This window comes from Haemophilus sp. SZY H53 (assembly GCF_054332375.1).
In genome coordinates this window covers 164,321-180,006 of record NZ_JBTGNV010000005.1, presented here as the reverse complement: position 1 = coordinate 180,006, position 15,686 = coordinate 164,321, and the positions used below count along the sequence as shown (strand labels likewise).

Below are 15,686 nucleotides of genomic sequence, written 5' to 3'. Positions count from 1 at the left end.
CAGAAGTGAAACGCCGATGCGCCGATGGTAGTGTGGGGCTTCCCCATGTGAGAGTAGGACACCGCCAGGTACTGAATGTAGAACCCCGAGCTGAAGAGCTTGGGGTTTTTGTGTATGGAGTTTTCAATATTTTAGCAAAGCGTTGATTCTATGATACAATCACCGCCGTAATTTTAATAAAACAAGAGAAAATATGACCGCACTTAATGTATTAATTTATCCAGATGATCACCTTAAGGTTGTTTGTGAGCCAGTTGCTGAAGTCAATGATGATATTCGCAAAATTGTAGATGATATGTTTGATACGATGTACCAAGAAGAAGGCATAGGTCTTGCCGCTCCACAAGTAGATATCTTGCAGCGTATTATTACGATTGATATTGAAGGCGACAAACAAAATCAATTAGTGTTGATTAATCCAGAAATTTTGGCTTCTGAAGGTGAAACAGGCATTGAAGAAGGTTGTTTATCTATTCCTGGATTCCGTGCTTTAGTGCCTCGTAAAGAAAAAGTCACGGTAAAAGCGTTAGATCGTCATGGAAAAGAATTTACGCTTGATGCAGATGGTTTATTAGCAATCTGTATTCAACATGAAATCGATCATTTAAATGGTATTTTATTTGTGGATTATCTTTCACCATTGAAGCGCCAACGTATCAAAGAAAAATTAGTGAAATATAAAAAACAAATTGCAAAACAATAATCAAAAGTGCGGTATAAAATGACCGCACTTTTCCTATTAACGCCATAACGTAGAACATTATGAAACCATTGAATATCATCTTTGCCGGTACGCCGGACTTCGCAGCACAACATCTTGCTGCACTCTTAAATTCACATCACAATATTATTGCTGTTTATACGCAGCCAGATAAACCGGCTGGCCGCGGTAAAAAATTGCAGGCGAGTCCTGTAAAGCAATTAGCAGAACAGCATCAAATTCCTGTTTATCAACCAAAATCCTTGCGTAAAGAAGAAGCACAAGCAGAGCTTAAAGCGTTAAATGCCGATGTGATGGTTGTTGTCGCTTATGGTTTGATTTTACCTCAAGCAGTGTTAGATATGCCTCGTTTAGGTTGTTTAAATGTGCATGGCTCTCTCTTACCACGTTGGCGTGGCGCTGCACCTATTCAGCGATCTATTTGGGCTGGGGATCAACAAACTGGTGTGACGATTATGCAAATGGATGCAGGCTTAGATACGGGTGATATGTTACACAAAGTGTATTGCGATATTGATGCGCAAGAAACTTCTGCTTCGCTTTACCATAAATTAGCTGAAATTGCGCCGTCGGCATTGATTGATGTTTTGGATCATTTGGAAGAAGGGAAGTTCATTGCGGAAAAACAAGATGATAACCAAAGCAACTATGCAGAGAAACTTTCCAAAGAAGAGGCTAAATTGGATTGGTCGCTATCGGCAGCCCAGCTTGAGCGCAATATTCGCGCGTTTAATCCTTGGCCGATTAGTTTCCTACAATTAACCGATGAACAAGGTAATGAACAAACCCTAAAAGTTTATGCTGCTGGAGTATTGCCACATGTAGATAAACCCGCTGGGACGATTTTAAGTGTCGATAAAAAAGGTATCCAAATTGCCACGAAAGAAGGTGTTTTAAATTTATTGCAACTTCAGCCTGCAGGCAAGAAACCTATGTCTGTACAAGACTTCCTCAATGGTCGAGCAGATTGGTTCCAGGTTGGTAAGGTTCTAAACTAATGGTATTTCAACGCAAAAAAACGGGAAAATCGACCGCACTTTCGGTACGCGCTATTGCTGCTCAAGTGATTTTACAGGTTTTAGATCAAGGTAAGTCCTTATCAACGTTGCTTCCAGAAGTGCAATCGCAGGTAAAACCACAGGATTTACCTTTATTACAGGAAACTACCTTTGGTATTTGTCGCGTATTACCTCGTTTAGAAAATATTATAAAAAAACTATTAGATAAGCCATTGAAGAGTAAAACCCGCATCGTGCACTGCTTGCTATTGGTGGGATTGTACCAATTACTTTATATGCGAGTGCCCGCTCACGCGGCGGTTGATGAAGTGGTGAATGCCACAAAATCATTGAAATCGGATAGTTTTCGTGGTTTGGTTAACGGTGTATTGCGTCGCTTCTTACGGGAACAAGAGGATATTCTTGCTGTAGTAGATAAACATCGGCAAACGCTTCATCCTGAATGGTTTGTGAATAAACTCAAAAAAGCTTATCCGAATTGGCGTGAAATTATTGAGGCGAATAACCAAAAGCCACCAATGTGGTTGCGAGTTAACCAACAACAAAATAATACGAAAACTTACCGCACTTTGTTGGAAGAGCAAGAGATAGTCGCATTTGAATGTGATAATCCACATGCTTTACGTTTAGCTCAACCGCTTTCTGTCTCGAAGCTGCCAAATTTTGCACAAGGTGTGGTAACAGTTCAGGATCTCAACGCACAATGGTCAGCCTTATTGCTTGAGCCACAAAATGGTGAATTGATTTTAGATGCTTGTGCGGCACCAGGTGGGAAAACTACCCATATTTTAGAAATGGCACCACAAGCGAAGTTGATTGCGCTTGATGTAGAAGCTCATCGCTTAAAGCGTATTGAAGAAAATCTTGAGCGTTTGAATCAACAGGCGACGGTAGTCTGCGGTGATGCGACTGAACCAGAAACGTGGCTTGCAGAAATTGGGTTAAGTGGAAAGTTATTTGATCGTATTTTATTAGATGCACCTTGTTCCGCAACGGGAGTGATCCGACGCCATCCAGATATTAAATGGTTACGCCAAGAAACAGATATTGCTCAATTGGTTACTTTGCAAAGGCAAATCCTCAAAGCACTTTGGGAGAAATTAAAACCTAATGGTATTTTGCTTTACGCGACTTGCTCGGTGCTTCCCGATGAGAACAGTCAGCAAATACAGCATTTTTTAGCGGAAACACCCGATGCAGAATTAATGCCATTGCCGTTTGAACAAACGGAAAATACGATTGGAATCCAATTCTTACCACAAGAGAATGGCGGGGATGGGTTCTATTATGCAAAATTGAGAAAACGGTCAGCTTAAATGAATTTGCCTTTAATTGATGTCGTCATTCCTTGCTATAACGCGGAAAAAACGCTTGTTCGTGCAGTAGAGTCTGTGTTGCTGCAAGGTAATCTTGGCCGTCTTTGGCTGATTGATGATGCGTCTACAGATAATACATTTGAATTAGCCTTACAGCTTGCAGCGCAATATCCTGACAGAATTTCTGTCGAGAAAATGCCGAAAAATAGTAGTGTCGCGATGGCTCGAAATTGGGGCGCAATGCTCTCTGCTAAAAGTGTGGTCGATTTTGTTGCGTTTTTAGATGCGGATGATGCATACGAACCTGGAGCATTGGAAGTGGCTGCGGCAACATTTTATTTTCAGCCAGATACTTCGGTCGTGAGATTAGCATTAAAGCCGATAAATTTAGCCCAACGTTATGCGGAACACCCTAATTTTGATCAGGCATGGCAATATATGCGCATGACCTGCGGGGGAAATATCGTTTTCAATAAAGCTTTTTTCTTAGCGTGCGGCGGATTTCCAACACATCAATTATTTCAAGAGCTCGGCGGTGAAGATGGCGCTTTAGGCATTGCAACCACTAAAACGGCAAAAGTAGCCACATTATTTGAAGATGTAGGCGTATTACATTTTTGTCGTGAAGGGATGCATGCAGAACGTTTGCTCGATGGTCTGTTGTTTGGTAAACAAGATCCTTCGATTACTACAGAAAAAATGGCAGAAGCAGAACAAGTAACGGCGACCATTTGTCGCCGCATTGAAACATTAAAGTGCGGTCTAAATTCAGCTGAAATTGGCATCCGACCTTTGGTTGTGGAGAGAACAGAATGAAAATAATCATCTTAGGTGCAGGGCAAGTAGGCACAACACTTGCGGCAAATTTAGTGAGTGAAGATAACGATATAACACTAGTCGATAATGAATCTCAACATTTGCAGAATTTGCAAGATAAGCATGATTTACGCGTGGTTAAAGGTTCCCCTTCCTCACCAAAGATTTTGCGTGATGCCGGAGCCGCTGATGCAGACTTGATGGTTGCAGTAACGGCATCAGATGAAATTAATATGATTGCTTGCCAGTTGGGATATACCCTTTTCAATACCCCAACACGTATTGCGCGTATTCGTAATGCGGAATATTTGCGTGAGAAAGATAAATTATTTAATGATGAAAACGTACCAATCAATCATCTGATTTCGCCAGAGAACTTAGTCACAGATGAGATTACACGCTTAATTGCTTATCCAGGTGCGTTGCAAGTGGCGCATTTTGCCAAAAATCGAATTAGCATTGTGATCGTAAAAGCATATTACGGTGGTCCGTTAGTGGGCTATGCGTTATCGGCTTTTAAGGAGCATATGCCACATATTGATTGCCGGATCATTTCAATTTTACGTAATGATAAATTAATTCGCCCACAAGGTTCGACCATTATTGAGGCAGGAGATGAAATTACCTTCATTTGTGCGACAGAGCACATTAAAGCGGTGATGAGTGAGTTGCAACGCCTTGAGAAAACCTACAAGCGTATCATGATTGTCGGCAGCGGGAATATTGCCTCAGGTGTTGCAAAACAGTTAGAAGATAAGTATCAAGTGAAACTTATTGAGCGAGACGGTGAAAAAGCAAAAGTCTTGGCAGAGAAACTCTCTAAAACGCTTGTTTTCCACGGTGATGCTTCTGACCAAAATTTACTTTTTGAAGAGCATATTGAGAACGTCGATGTCTTTTTATCATTAAGTGCCGATGATGAGGCCAATATTATGTCTGCATTACTGGCAAAACGTCTTGGTGCTAAAAAAGCCATGGTACTGATTCAGCGCATGGCATATATCAATTTGATTCAAGGTGGAACCATTGATATTGCGGTTTCACCACAACAAGCAACAATCTCTGCTTTATTAGGGCATGTGCGCAAAGGGGATATCAAAAACGTGGCATCCTTGCGTCATGGTACTGCGGAAGCCATTGAACTTGTGGTACATGGCGATTCGACAACATCCAATGTGGTTGGAAGACAGATTGGCGATATTAAACTTCCAGTTGGTGCAATGATTGCAGCAATTTTACGTAAAAATGAGGTTATCATTGCACGTCGTCAGGTGACCATTGAAGAAGGTGATAGTGTCATTGTTTATATTAATGACAAGAAATCTGTGTCAGAAATAGAAAAATTATTCCAACCGAGCGCATTTTTTATTTAAATAACAATTTACTTTTTAATCTTAAAACCTATAATACGCATTCTTTTAATTTTTAAACCAATATAAAGGAATATTTATGAGTTTTATTAAAGAATTCCGCGAATTTGCAATGCGCGGCAACGTAGTAGACATGGCAGTCGGTGTGATCATCGGTGGTGCTTTTGGTAAAATCGTAAGTTCACTGGTCGGTGACGTAGCAATGCCTGTATTAGGTATTTTAACTGGTGGCGTAGATTTCAAAGATTTAAAAATCACGTTAGCAGAAGCAGTAGGCGACACTCCAGCAGTAACATTAAACTACGGTGTATTTATTCAAAACGTCTTTGATTTCATCATCATTGCATTCGCAATCTTCATGATGATCAAAGGTATCAACAAAGTGAAAAAACCAGTAGAAAAAGTAAAAGGTCCTTCACAAGAAGAATTACTTACTGAGATTCGCGATTTATTAAAAAAATAATAAGAATTTAATCTAAATAAAGAAAGGTTGGTATTTTACCAACCTTTTCTTTTACTTAAAATTTAAGCTTTGAGTAACAATGCAACGGCTTCGCAAGCAATACCTTCGCTTCTACCTGTAAAGCCAAGTTTTTCTGTTGTGGTTGCTTTCACGTTCACTTGCTCAATATCACAATGTAAATCTTCCGCAATCTTCGCTCGCATTGCATCGATATGAGGACGCATTTTAGGGGCTTGTGCAATAATGGTTACATCCACATTGCCCACCTTATAGCCTTTTGCTTGTACTTGGCGGAATGCTTCTCGTAATAAAACACGGCTATCTGCATTTTTATATTGCATATCGGTATCGGGGAAGAGTTTACCGATATCCCCTAATGCTGCCGCACCTAATAAGGCATCTGTTAAGGCATGTAAGGCAACATCACCGTCAGAATGAGCAATAAATCCAGTATGGTAAGGCACTTCAACGCCACCAATAATTAAAGGGCGATCTTCACCAAAGGCATGAACATCAAACCCATGTCCAATTCGTATCATAGCGTTTTCCTTGTTAAATAAAATTCGGCTAAAGCTAAATCTTCTGGACGCGTGACTTTAATATTATCACTTCGTCCTGCGATTAAGTGTGGTTGAAATCCCGCGAGTTCCATCGCAGAGGCTTCATCTGTAATATTGGCACCTTGAGAGAGCCCCTGTTCAAGCGCATTTCTTAATAGATCGCAACGGAAAAATTGAGGTGTTTGTGCAAGCCAAAGTTCAGTGCGATCTTCTGTTTTAATAATATCTTGTTGTTTATTCGCGCGTTTAATCGTATCGACTGCCGGAATGGCCAAAATAGCACCTTGTTCATCATCGATTTGGAGCAATTTATCTAAATCTTGATGTGTTAAACAAGGTCTAGCCGCATCATGCACTAACACCCATGCTTGGTTATTTTTAATTGCTTTTAGTCCATTTAGAACTGACTCAGCTCGTGCTTCTCCCCCTTCAACGAGGGTGATGTTTTGATGAGGAAATAAAGCCATTTCTGAAAGATAGGGATCATTTTTTCCTACTGCAAGAATAACGTGATTAATTGCAGGGTGGGATAGAATGACAGAGAGTGTATGTTCCAGAATCGTCTTGTCTAAAATTTTCAGATATTGCTTAGGTTTATTTGCTTGCATACGGCTTCCAACACCCGCAGCAGGTATGACGGCAATAATTTCGCGGCTCATTATTTATGCTCTTTGACGATGTGATAGAACACTTCGTTTGGTTTGACCATATCATGGCTCATGCGTGCACGTTCTTCAATAGATTCAAAGCCTTTTGTTAAGCCTTGAATTTCGGCAGAAATCATCTGATTTCTTTGTGAGAGCTTTTCATTTTCAGCTTTATTCTCTTTGATTTGAGCTGCGATATCTTTGTAATCAAAATATCCGTTTTTACCAAACCAAAGATCGTACTGAAATAGCACGAGAACACCCACTAAAATTCCAATGAAAAGACGCATAAATTACCTATTATTTCTGAAAACTTGGGATAGTTTACCGTGAAATACAGCGAAATGCGATGAAAAAGTGCGGTTAAAAATTAGATGATTTTGGAAAATGATTTCATCAGTCTTGTTGGATAACTTAAAAATAAAAAATGTGATCTATCTCACAAATTAGTTATAAAGTTTGATAAAGCCGTAGCCACTGCCTGAATAGGCTTGTTATACTTTTGTCTGTCATTATGACTTTTTAACAGAAGGAACAATCAATGAAAACAACATTAAAACTTACCGCTATTGCAGCGATGTCAGCATTTATTTTAACTGGTTGTGCGACTCAAGATAAGAGTGCAGAAGCGGATGCGCAGCTTCAACAACAAGCGGTATTAGGTCTTAACTGGATTCAACAATCAGGTGAATACCAAGCCCTTTCTTACCAAGCATACAATGCGGCAAAAGTAGCATTTGATCACGCTAAAGTGAAAAAAGGTAAGAAAAAAGCGGTTGTGGTGGATTTAGATGAAACCATGTTAGATAACAGCCCTTATGCTGGCTGGCAAGTGCAAAACAATAAGCCATTTGATGGTAAAGATTGGACTCGTTGGGTAGAAGCTCGTCAATCAGGTGTAGTACCAGGCGCAGTAGAATTCAATAACTATGTAAATACCCACGGCGGTAAAATGTTCTATGTGTCTAACCGCAAAGACAGCAATGAAAAAGCGGGTACGATTGATGACATGAAACGTTTAGGTTTTAATGGTGTTGAAGATTCAGCGTTTTACTTGAAAAAAGATAAATCACCAAAAGCAGCACGTTTTGAAGAAATTGAAAAACAAGGCTATGAAATCGTCGTTTATGTGGGTGATAACCTTGATGACTTCGGTGATGCAATCTATGGTAAACAAAATGCAGAACGTCGTGATTTTGTTGTTCAAAATAAAGCGAAATTTGGTAAAACATTCATCGTATTACCTAACCCGAACTACGGTGGCTTTGAAGGCGGCTTAGCAAAAGATTATTTCAAAGGCGATTCAAGCAGCAAAGTGAAAGCACGTTTAGATGCAGTTAAAGCTTGGGATGGTAAATAATTCCCTTCTTGAGATAAACAAACACCCGCAGAGATGCGGGTGTTTGTTTTAGTCAGAAAGTGCGGTCTATTTTCGCATCATTTTTTCTTTATGAGATGCGAAGTCCGCACCTTTCGCCAGCATACGAAGTTGTAAAATAACACGCTCTTTTAGTAAATCTTGTTCGGCCTTAGTCATATCTAAAGCATTGGAGCCAGCCGTGAATACGATGGTTACCATGCCTTCTGCCTGTACATAAGACACATATTGCGAGTAGTGATTTTTCTTTGCAATATATTCAGTCAATTCATCAATAAAGTGTTTGATTTCACGAGCGGCTGCGGTACGGAAAGCTTGAGAAGTACCCGAACTTTCACGTAAGAGCAAACGGAACACGTTGGTGCTGTGAGTGATAAATTCAAAAAAGGTTTCAACAGAAACACGGATGACACTGCCGCCTGCATCAATACGTTTACGAGCTTGGCGCATTAATTGACGGAGGGTTAAACCTGCTTCATCTACCATTTCTAATCCGAGCTCATCCATATCGCTAAAGTGGCGATAGAAAGAAGTGGGTGCAATGCCCGCTTCACGGGCAACTTCACGCAAGCTTAAATTAGAAAAGCTTTTTTCTGCATTCAATTGATTGAATGCGGCGTCAATTAAAGCTCGACGGGTTTTTTCTTTTTGAATTGCTCGAACACCAGCCATTGGGTTTCCTCAGCTTATGATAAATTATTTTTTATTCGCTAAAATCGATTTAACTCGTTCACTGACCGCACTTGCAACGCGTTCATAGCGATTACGTAATGGTGAACCTGGTCGGTAAACGAGAGCAATAGTACGAGACGGTTCTGGCGAATGACAAGGAATATATTTTACACCTGCACGTGTGCCTTCATTTAATACCGCAAGTTCAGGCATAAAGGTGATACCCGCATTGGCTGCCACCATATTGCGCAACGTTTCAAGGCTAGTGGCTTGGAAGTGAGAATCTTCTTTGGCACCAGCAGTGAAACAATAATCGAGTGCTTGATTACGTAAGCAGTGCCCGTCATCTAGCATGAGCATTTCTTGCCCTTTTAAAGTATTCATAGAAATTTTACTTTCTGAAGCCCAAGGATGTTGGTCGGATACAGCGAGTAACATTTTTTCATCAAAAATAGGCACTTCGATAAACGCTTCAGTTTCGGGTACGCGAGCCACAATCGCACAATCTAATCGACCAGTTTCTAATTGCTCTAATAATTGATGAGTTTGGGCTTCGTAAAGAAATACTTCTAAATCTGGGAAAGTTTCTTTCAATGTTGGTACAATATAAGGAAGTAGGTAAGGGCCAACAGTCGGGATTAATCCAATGTGTAATGGACCTGTCATTTCTTTACCTTGATTGCTGGCCATTTCTTTGAGTAATTTTACTTCGCGTAATACAGTGCGAGCTTGATCGACAAGTAACATACCAGATTGCGTGAAGAGTACTTTACGGCTAGTACGCTCAAGTAAAATAATGCCTAATTCATCTTCTAGTTTGCGAATTTGGCCACTTAAAGTAGGTTGGCTAACATTGCAAAAATCCGCCGCTCGACGGAAATGTTTAAACTCGGAAAGGGCTACTAAGTATTCTAAATCACGAATATTCATAGGGTTCTCACTTTATAGAATATGTCAATTAAAAGGATAGAATTAATTGATTATGACTATATCACAAAACTTTCTATAATGCCTATTAAGTTTTTAGGACTAATTAATTTAACTCACAGAGGAGACACATTATGTCTAATATGGAAGGAAAAAAAGTTCCACAAGTTACATTCCGCACTCGCCAAGGCGATCAATGGGTTGATGTGACTACATCTGAATTATTTGATAACAAAACTGTTGTTGTTTTCTCATTACCGGGGGCGTTCACGCCAACTTGTTCATCTTCTCACTTACCACGTTATAATGAACTTGCACCTGTTTTCAAGCAATATGGTGTGGATGATATTTTAGTGGTGTCAGTAAATGATACTTTCGTTATGAATGCCTGGAAAGAGGCAGAAGAAGCACACAATGTAAAATTCATCCCTGATGGTAATGGTACCTTTACTGAAGGTATGGGGATGTTAGTCGGAAAAGATGATTTAGGTTTTGGTAAACGTTCTTGGCGTTATTCTATGCTCGTGAAAAATGGCGTAGTGGAAAAAATGTTTATTGAACCAAATGAGCCAGGCGATCCATTTAAAGTATCTGATGCTGATACCATGTTGAAATATATTGCACCCGATTTCCAAGTGCAAAAATCAATCACCATTTTCACAAAACCAGGTTGCCCATATTGCGCGAAAGCAAAACAACTTTTACATGATAAAGGCTTAAGCTTTGAAGAAATCGTATTAGGTCATGATGCCACAATCGTGAGTGTGCGTGCAGTTTCTGGCCGAGCCACTGTGCCACAAATCTTTATTGGGGGTAAACACATAGGTGGTAGTGACGATTTAGAAAAATACTTTGCTTAATTGATTGTTAGGTAGGAAATTTTTTATATTTTTGATTATTAGGAACATAAGTTAAAAGGGAGCGAAAGCTCCCTTTTTGTTGTTTGTGATTTTGTTTTTATATTCTTAAGCATTAAAGCCAATGTAGCAAACTGAAACTAAAACAATGTAAAAAATGACCGCACTTAGTAGCAATAATTTTACGGCAAGTTTAGGTTTGTACTGATGTAATTTATAAAGTAAACGTGCAATCAAAACTAAAACAAAGGGATACACCCAAAAGATAATCGAGAAAAGATCGATCTGAAAATCGCTCAGTGTAGGGTTTTTCACAAAAGCAGTGGAAAGCAGAGAGGCCATCGGCCACAGTAAAATGGGTAAACAAAATGCCGCAAGTCCCCAAGCGAAGCCACTAAATCCTGTCGGCATAGTTTGTTTTTTCATAATGAACCTTATATGATTGACAAAAAATAAAAAGGAATATAACAAATGCCGTCTTTATTTGATAGTGAAACTGATGTGTCAGAAGAGAGAAAAGTATTGAAACGCACATTGAGCGCACAAAAAATCACGTTTATTTTGACCGCACTTTGCGCAGTGATTTATCTCTTGCAGAATGTCGGGTTTGAAGAGCCAATGATGGATTTATTCCATTATCCTGCTTATTCTTGGGAAGATCAGGAAATATGGCGTTATTTCACTCATGCTATCGTTCATTTGTCGGTACCCCATATTTTATTTAATCTTTCGTGGTTCTGGTTATTTGGTGGTGCGATTGAACGCCGATTTGGTTCTTTCCATTTTTTATTATTGGTCTTAGTGTCTGCCGCAGTGAGTGGCGCTGCACAGAATTACTTTACCGGTCCCGCCTTTTTCGGATTATCTGGTGTCGTGTATGCGGTGTTAGGTTATGTGTTGGTGGTGGACAAATTGCACCCGCATAGCTTTGACTTACTGGAAGGTTTTTTTACAATGTTACTGGTAGGGCTTGTATTTGGCTTTATTAGTCCGCTTTTTGGTATTAATATAGGCAACGCAGCTCATATTTCAGGCTTTATCTTAGGATTGGTTTGGGGATTTCTGCAGAGTAAAATTAATAGTAGAGCGTTTAGCTAATTCAACTGTATAGACATTTATATGAAACAATCATTACGCCATCAGAAAATTGTTGAGCTTGTGACGCAAAAAGGCTATGCCAGCACAGAAGAGCTGGTTATCGAATTAGAAGTTAGTCCTCAGACAATTCGACGCGATCTGAATATTCTTGCGGAGCAAGATTTAATTCGTCGTCATCATGGTGGTGCGGCACCTTCTTCTACCGCAGAAAATTCAGATTATATTGAGCGTAAACAATTTTTCCCTTCCCAAAAAAGTGCGATTGCCCGCAAAGTGGCGGAATGTATTCCAAATGGCGCCTCCTTATTTATTGATATTGGTACAACACCTGAAGCCGTGGCAAATGCCTTGTTAAATCATGAGCGTTTACGCATTGTGACAAATAATCTCAATGCTGCTCATTTATTACGTCAAAATGAAACCTTTGATATTACGATGGCGGGAGGTTCTTTGCGTAAGGATGGGGGAATTATTGGTGAGGCAACGGTTAATTTTATTTCGCAATTCCGTTTAGATTTCGGGATTCTGGGTATTAGTGCAATCGACCTTGATGGTTCATTATTGGACTATGATTATCATGAAGTCCAAGTGAAACGTGCCATTATAGAAAGTTCTCGTCAAACGTTATTAGCGACCGATCATTCAAAATTTTCTCGACAAGCCATTGTGCGATTAGGGGAGCTCAAAGACGTGGATTATCTTTTTACTGATGATGTGCCAAAACAAATTGAGGATTATTTAGAAAATAGCAATACAAAGTTAGTGATTTGTAAATAGTCTAAATAGGAAGTGCGGTCAAAAAAATAACCGCACTTTTTTGTAAGCATCCCTGCTTAGCCACTGCTGTTTCGACCAATTCAAAATTAACTCTATTCATGTCAACATCCTTATTGATATAAGATAAAGCTAATTTTGCTGCATATTAAATTGTTAAATTTTAGAGATAAAAACGGACGGCAAATCATTTGACTGCCAATTTTTATTTAGGACTACGGGGAAGGTTTGCTTGAAGCGTCAAGAAAGACAAGAGCTTGATAGATCAAGTAGAGCACATCGAGATCCCTCTCTAAATGTAATTTATTTATACTGCTATTTTTAAAAAAAGGGAATATTAAAATTACAAATATGTGATCGAGATCACAATTTAAATGCAAAAAGAAAGCCACTTATTTTGGTTTAGAAAATAAGCGACTATTTTACTGATTTTTTATCGATTTAAATTCACGGCCCCTTCGTAACCTAGCTGTCGCCAAGCTTCATAAATCGTCACTGCGACTGAGTTGGATAAGTTCATACTGCGGCTATTTGCAGTCATTGGGATACGGATTTTTTGCTCCATTGGCATGCTATCTAAAATAGACATGGGAATACCACGAGTTTCAGGGCCAAACATCAAATAATCCCCTAATTCAAATTGCACTTCACTATGTGCAGGGCCGCCTTTAGTCGTTAGCGCAAAAAGACGTTGTGGTTTTTCACTTTCTAAAAAGGCTTCAAAGGTTTTATGCTTTTTGATTTCGGCAAATTCATGATAATCCAAGCCGGAACGACGTAATTTTTTATCATCCCATGTAAAGCCTAGTGGTTCGATTAAATGAAGGCGAAAGCCAGTGTTCGCACAAAGACGAATAATATTTCCCGTATTTTGTGGAATTTCAGGTTCGTATAACACAATATCTAACATAATAATTTCCTAATCTTTTTGATACAGGCGGTAACTCACCATTCCTGTGGTTTTTTCTTTTAGTAATTGCCAATTGTCAGGCACGCTAAGCGGTTTGTCTTTTTCTGTTTCCACATAAATCAATGCATGAGGTAAGAGCCAATTCTTTTCCTCCAAGAGAGTAATTGCTTGTTCTGCTAAGCCAAAATGAAAAGGTGGATCTAAAAATACCACATCAAAGTGCGGTTGATTTTGCGCTTGTTTTAAAAATTCTAAGCTATTTTGATTGATTACCTGAGTTTGTTCACTCGTTGTTTTTAGTGTTTGCAAATTTTTCTTTAATTGATTTGCCACATTTTTATCTAACTCTAAAAACGTCACCTGTTTCGCTTGGCGAGAAAGCGCTTCAAAACCAAGTGAGCCACTGCCCGCAAAGCAATCAAGACAATGGCTATCCACAATATAAGGCATCAACCAGTTGAATAAGGTTTCTTTTACGCGATCGCCTGTTGGACGCAAACCTTTAGCATTTAAAACTGGTAATTTTCGCCCTCGCCAAAGACCTGCGATGATTCGAACTTCGCCTTTGGCGTTTTGAACTTGCATTTTTTTCATAAAGAAACAGATTTGTAGTGAAAATTGTGCTTAGTTTAGACGATTTTTTGTTAGAATAGTCAGTATTTTTACAGATTTGTGTTTAAGAGAAGAATTTATGTCAGAAGAAAAGAAAAAAGGTGGATTTTGGGCCTCTCTTTTTGGTCGCAATAAAAAGCAAGAAGAACAAAAAATTGAGCCAATTATTGAAGAGCCATCTGTCGAACCTGCCGATGTTTCATCTGAGGAAGAAATTGTTCACGCTGGAGAGAACATTCAATTAGAGCAAGTTGAACAGGAAGAATTACAGGAATTAGCTGAACAACTGCAACAAGATAAAGCAGAAGGGGGCGTTGTTGAGCATCTTGAACCTATCGTAGAACAAGTGATTTCACCTGAAAGTGCGGTCAATATTGAACCTGTTTTAGATACACCAGTGATTGAAACAATTGATGAAGAAACAGTAAAAACAGAAGAAATTGCTACCGTACTTCCTACGGAAGAGCCAACAGAAAGCATTATTGAACAAGATAATGTCATTGAAGATCTTCCTGTGGTTGAAGCCGAGATTGAATCTGAAATTGTTGACGATGTTAAAGACGAATTACGTTCAGATATCAATACCGAAACGCAAGAAAAACCAAGTGAAGGCGGCTTTTTCAGCCGTTTAGTTAAAGGTTTACTCAAAACCAAACAAAATATTGGTGCGGGTTTCCGATCTTTCTTTTTAGGCAAAAAAATTGATGATGATTTGTTTGATGAGTTGGAAGAGCAGCTTTTGATTGCCGATATTGGCGTGCCAACAACTAATAAGATTATTAAAAATTTAACGGAGCACGCAAGTCGTAAACAATTACAAGATGCGGAATTACTTTACCAACAGCTTAAAGTTGAAATGGCGGAGATCTTAAAACCTGTCGCGCAGCCGCTAGTTATTGATACGACTAAAAAACCGTATGTTATTTTAATGGTTGGCGTAAACGGTGTAGGTAAAACAACCACAATTGGTAAGTTAGCTCGTAAATTCCAAAATGAAGGTAAATCAGTCATGTTAGCAGCAGGGGATACTTTCCGTGCTGCAGCAGTCGAACAACTTCAAGTATGGGGTGAGCGTAACAATATTCCGGTAGTGGCACAAAGTACGGGTTCAGATTCAGCGTCAGTCATTTTTGATGCGATGCAATCTGCCGCAGCACGTAACATTGATGTTTTAATTGCGGATACGGCAGGACGTTTACAAAATAAAAATAATCTCATGGATGAATTGAAGAAAATTGTTCGTGTCATGAGAAAATATGATGAAACAGCACCGCATGAGATTATGCTTACGCTTGACGCAGGTACAGGACAAAATGCGATTAGCCAAGCAAAACTCTTTGATGAAGCAGTTGGGTTAACCGGTATTTCATTAACTAAGTTAGACGGCACAGCAAAAGGTGGCGTGATTTTCGCTATTGCGGATCAGTTTAATTTACCAATTCGCTATATTGGTGTAGGCGAAAAGATTGAGGATTTACGCGAATTTAATGCAGAAGAATTTATTGAAGCATTGTTTGTTCACGAAAATGAAGAATAAAAAGGAATA

At 39.3% G+C, this 15,686-nt stretch carries 19 protein-coding genes; 11 read left to right on the top strand and 8 right to left on the bottom strand.

What is annotated here, in order from left to right:
- The first annotated feature begins 193 nt into the window (after positions 1-193).
- The 6 genes from def (at position 194) to mscL (ending at position 5,705) form a co-directional block, all read left to right on the top strand.
- Positions 194-703: a peptide deformylase gene (gene def / locus ACXVWB_RS06755; protein WP_070712555.1), complete on the top strand. Its 510-nt coding sequence runs from the start codon at positions 194-196 to the stop codon at positions 701-703.
- Positions 704-762: 59 nt separating this feature from the next.
- On the top strand, positions 763-1,719 hold the full coding sequence (fmt, locus tag ACXVWB_RS06750) for a methionyl-tRNA formyltransferase (protein WP_289902164.1): 957 nt from the start codon (positions 763-765) through the stop codon (positions 1,717-1,719).
- The gene (rsmB, locus tag ACXVWB_RS06745; RefSeq protein ID WP_289902163.1) at positions 1,719-3,056 is read left to right on the top strand and encodes a 16S rRNA (cytosine(967)-C(5))-methyltransferase RsmB; all 1,338 of its coding nucleotides are present in this window, start codon (positions 1,719-1,721) and stop codon (positions 3,054-3,056) included. Before fmt ends, rsmB begins: the two co-directional genes overlap by 1 nt.
- Positions 3,057-3,872, top strand: coding sequence for a glycosyltransferase family A protein (locus ACXVWB_RS06740; RefSeq protein WP_289902162.1), 816 nt, complete (start codon positions 3,057-3,059; stop codon positions 3,870-3,872). It abuts the gene before it with no gap.
- The gene (trkA, locus tag ACXVWB_RS06735; RefSeq protein WP_289902161.1) at positions 3,869-5,245 is read left to right on the top strand and encodes a Trk system potassium transporter TrkA; all 1,377 of its coding nucleotides are present in this window, start codon (positions 3,869-3,871) and stop codon (positions 5,243-5,245) included. The genes ACXVWB_RS06740 and trkA overlap by 4 nt, the downstream gene beginning before the upstream one ends.
- 76 nt (positions 5,246-5,321) lie before the next feature.
- The gene (gene mscL / locus ACXVWB_RS06730) at positions 5,322-5,705 is read left to right on the top strand and encodes a large-conductance mechanosensitive channel protein MscL (protein ID WP_289902160.1); all 384 of its coding nucleotides are present in this window, start codon (positions 5,322-5,324) and stop codon (positions 5,703-5,705) included.
- A gap of 62 nt (positions 5,706-5,767) precedes the next feature.
- On the opposite strand, the gene ispF is transcribed toward mscL, so the two are convergent.
- The 3 genes from ispF to ftsB are packed head-to-tail and all read right to left on the bottom strand — an operon-like array spanning position 5,768 to position 7,202.
- The gene (ispF, locus tag ACXVWB_RS06725; RefSeq protein WP_070776266.1) at positions 5,768-6,244 is read right to left on the bottom strand and encodes a 2-C-methyl-D-erythritol 2,4-cyclodiphosphate synthase; all 477 of its coding nucleotides are present in this window, start codon (positions 6,242-6,244) and stop codon (positions 5,768-5,770) included.
- Entirely contained in the window at positions 6,241-6,924 is a 684-nt protein-coding gene (gene ispD, locus ACXVWB_RS06720) for a 2-C-methyl-D-erythritol 4-phosphate cytidylyltransferase (RefSeq protein ID WP_289902159.1), read from the bottom strand. Before ispD ends, ispF begins: the two co-directional genes overlap by 4 nt.
- Positions 6,924-7,202: a cell division protein FtsB gene (gene ftsB / locus ACXVWB_RS06715; protein WP_289902158.1), complete on the bottom strand. Its 279-nt coding sequence runs from the start codon at positions 7,200-7,202 to the stop codon at positions 6,924-6,926. The genes ispD and ftsB overlap by 1 nt, the downstream gene beginning before the upstream one ends.
- A 251-nt stretch (positions 7,203-7,453) precedes the next feature.
- On the opposite strand from ftsB, the gene ACXVWB_RS06710 reads away from it, so the two are divergent.
- Positions 7,454-8,272 (top strand): 5'-nucleotidase, lipoprotein e(P4) family, encoded by an 819-nt coding sequence (locus tag ACXVWB_RS06710; RefSeq protein ID WP_128787954.1) that lies wholly within the window; start codon positions 7,454-7,456, stop codon positions 8,270-8,272.
- A 66-nt stretch (positions 8,273-8,338) separates the two neighbouring features.
- Here ACXVWB_RS06710 and fabR read toward each other — a convergent pair whose 3' ends face one another.
- Positions 8,339-8,962, bottom strand: a complete 624-nt coding sequence (gene fabR / locus ACXVWB_RS06705) for an HTH-type transcriptional repressor FabR (RefSeq protein WP_128787955.1) — start codon at positions 8,960-8,962, stop codon at positions 8,339-8,341.
- 24 nt (positions 8,963-8,986) lie between these two features.
- On the bottom strand, positions 8,987-9,892 hold the full coding sequence (gene oxyR / locus ACXVWB_RS06700) for a DNA-binding transcriptional regulator OxyR (RefSeq protein WP_289902157.1): 906 nt from the start codon (positions 9,890-9,892) through the stop codon (positions 8,987-8,989).
- Between the two features lie 131 nt (positions 9,893-10,023).
- Here oxyR and pgdx point away from each other — a divergent pair, with 131 nt between their 5' ends.
- Positions 10,024-10,749, top strand: coding sequence for a hybrid peroxiredoxin PGdx (gene pgdx, locus ACXVWB_RS06695; protein ID WP_128787957.1), 726 nt, complete (start codon positions 10,024-10,026; stop codon positions 10,747-10,749).
- 105 nt (positions 10,750-10,854) lie between these two features.
- Here the strand turns inward: pgdx and ACXVWB_RS06690 are convergent, their stop codons facing one another.
- Positions 10,855-11,172 carry a DUF5389 domain-containing protein gene (locus tag ACXVWB_RS06690; RefSeq protein WP_128787958.1) on the bottom strand — a complete coding sequence of 106 codons (318 nt, stop codon included), beginning with the start codon at positions 11,170-11,172 and terminating at the stop codon, positions 10,855-10,857.
- Positions 11,173-11,268: 96 nt separating this feature from the next.
- On the opposite strand from ACXVWB_RS06690, the gene ACXVWB_RS06685 reads away from it, so the two are divergent.
- Complete coding sequence (locus tag ACXVWB_RS06685) at positions 11,269-11,844, top strand: rhomboid family intramembrane serine protease (protein WP_172622040.1); 576 nt, start codon at positions 11,269-11,271, stop codon at positions 11,842-11,844.
- A 21-nt stretch (positions 11,845-11,865) separates the two neighbouring features.
- Entirely contained in the window at positions 11,866-12,621 is a 756-nt protein-coding gene (locus ACXVWB_RS06680) for a DeoR/GlpR family transcriptional regulator (protein ID WP_049357243.1), read from the top strand.
- Positions 12,622-13,051: 430 nt separating this feature from the next.
- On the opposite strand, the gene trmL is transcribed toward ACXVWB_RS06680, so the two are convergent.
- Entirely contained in the window at positions 13,052-13,528 is a 477-nt protein-coding gene (trmL, locus tag ACXVWB_RS06675) for a tRNA (uridine(34)/cytosine(34)/5-carboxymethylaminomethyluridine(34)-2'-O)-methyltransferase TrmL (protein WP_289902156.1), read from the bottom strand.
- 9 nt (positions 13,529-13,537) lie between these two features.
- Positions 13,538-14,122: a 16S rRNA (guanine(966)-N(2))-methyltransferase RsmD gene (gene rsmD, locus ACXVWB_RS06670; RefSeq protein ID WP_289902155.1), complete on the bottom strand. Its 585-nt coding sequence runs from the start codon at positions 14,120-14,122 to the stop codon at positions 13,538-13,540.
- 97 nt (positions 14,123-14,219) lie between these two features.
- Here rsmD and ftsY point away from each other — a divergent pair, with 97 nt between their 5' ends.
- The gene (gene ftsY / locus ACXVWB_RS06665; protein ID WP_289902154.1) at positions 14,220-15,677 is read left to right on the top strand and encodes a signal recognition particle-docking protein FtsY; all 1,458 of its coding nucleotides are present in this window, start codon (positions 14,220-14,222) and stop codon (positions 15,675-15,677) included.
- Positions 15,678-15,686: the final 9 nt, after the last annotated feature.

What these genes read in the sequence shown, in the direction of transcription:
- rsmB (WP_289902163.1), top strand. Translation starts at nt 1,719, where the DNA reads ATGGTATTTCAACGCAAAAAAACGGGAAAATCGACCGCACTTTCGGTA.
- def (WP_070712555.1), top strand. Translation starts at nt 194, where the DNA reads ATGACCGCACTTAATGTATTAATTTATCCAGATGATCACCTTAAGGTT.
- rsmD (WP_289902155.1), bottom strand. Translation starts at nt 14,122, where the DNA reads ATGAAAAAAATGCAAGTTCAAAACGCCAAAGGCGAAGTTCGAATCATC.
- ACXVWB_RS06690 (WP_128787958.1), bottom strand. Translation starts at nt 11,172, where the DNA reads ATGAAAAAACAAACTATGCCGACAGGATTTAGTGGCTTCGCTTGGGGA.
- ACXVWB_RS06680 (WP_049357243.1), top strand. Translation starts at nt 11,866, where the DNA reads ATGAAACAATCATTACGCCATCAGAAAATTGTTGAGCTTGTGACGCAA.
- trkA (WP_289902161.1), top strand. Translation starts at nt 3,869, where the DNA reads ATGAAAATAATCATCTTAGGTGCAGGGCAAGTAGGCACAACACTTGCG.
- ftsB (WP_289902158.1), bottom strand. Translation starts at nt 7,202, where the DNA reads ATGCGTCTTTTCATTGGAATTTTAGTGGGTGTTCTCGTGCTATTTCAG.
- ACXVWB_RS06710 (WP_128787954.1), top strand. Translation starts at nt 7,454, where the DNA reads ATGAAAACAACATTAAAACTTACCGCTATTGCAGCGATGTCAGCATTT.
- oxyR (WP_289902157.1), bottom strand. Translation starts at nt 9,892, where the DNA reads ATGAATATTCGTGATTTAGAATACTTAGTAGCCCTTTCCGAGTTTAAA.
- ispF (WP_070776266.1), bottom strand. Translation starts at nt 6,244, where the DNA reads ATGATACGAATTGGACATGGGTTTGATGTTCATGCCTTTGGTGAAGAT.
- fabR (WP_128787955.1), bottom strand. Translation starts at nt 8,962, where the DNA reads ATGGCTGGTGTTCGAGCAATTCAAAAAGAAAAAACCCGTCGAGCTTTA.
- fmt (WP_289902164.1), top strand. Translation starts at nt 763, where the DNA reads ATGAAACCATTGAATATCATCTTTGCCGGTACGCCGGACTTCGCAGCA.
- ispD (WP_289902159.1), bottom strand. Translation starts at nt 6,924, where the DNA reads ATGAGCCGCGAAATTATTGCCGTCATACCTGCTGCGGGTGTTGGAAGC.
- ACXVWB_RS06740 (WP_289902162.1), top strand. Translation starts at nt 3,057, where the DNA reads ATGAATTTGCCTTTAATTGATGTCGTCATTCCTTGCTATAACGCGGAA.
- mscL (WP_289902160.1), top strand. Translation starts at nt 5,322, where the DNA reads ATGAGTTTTATTAAAGAATTCCGCGAATTTGCAATGCGCGGCAACGTA.
- pgdx (WP_128787957.1), top strand. Translation starts at nt 10,024, where the DNA reads ATGTCTAATATGGAAGGAAAAAAAGTTCCACAAGTTACATTCCGCACT.
- trmL (WP_289902156.1), bottom strand. Translation starts at nt 13,528, where the DNA reads ATGTTAGATATTGTGTTATACGAACCTGAAATTCCACAAAATACGGGA.
- ftsY (WP_289902154.1), top strand. Translation starts at nt 14,220, where the DNA reads ATGTCAGAAGAAAAGAAAAAAGGTGGATTTTGGGCCTCTCTTTTTGGT.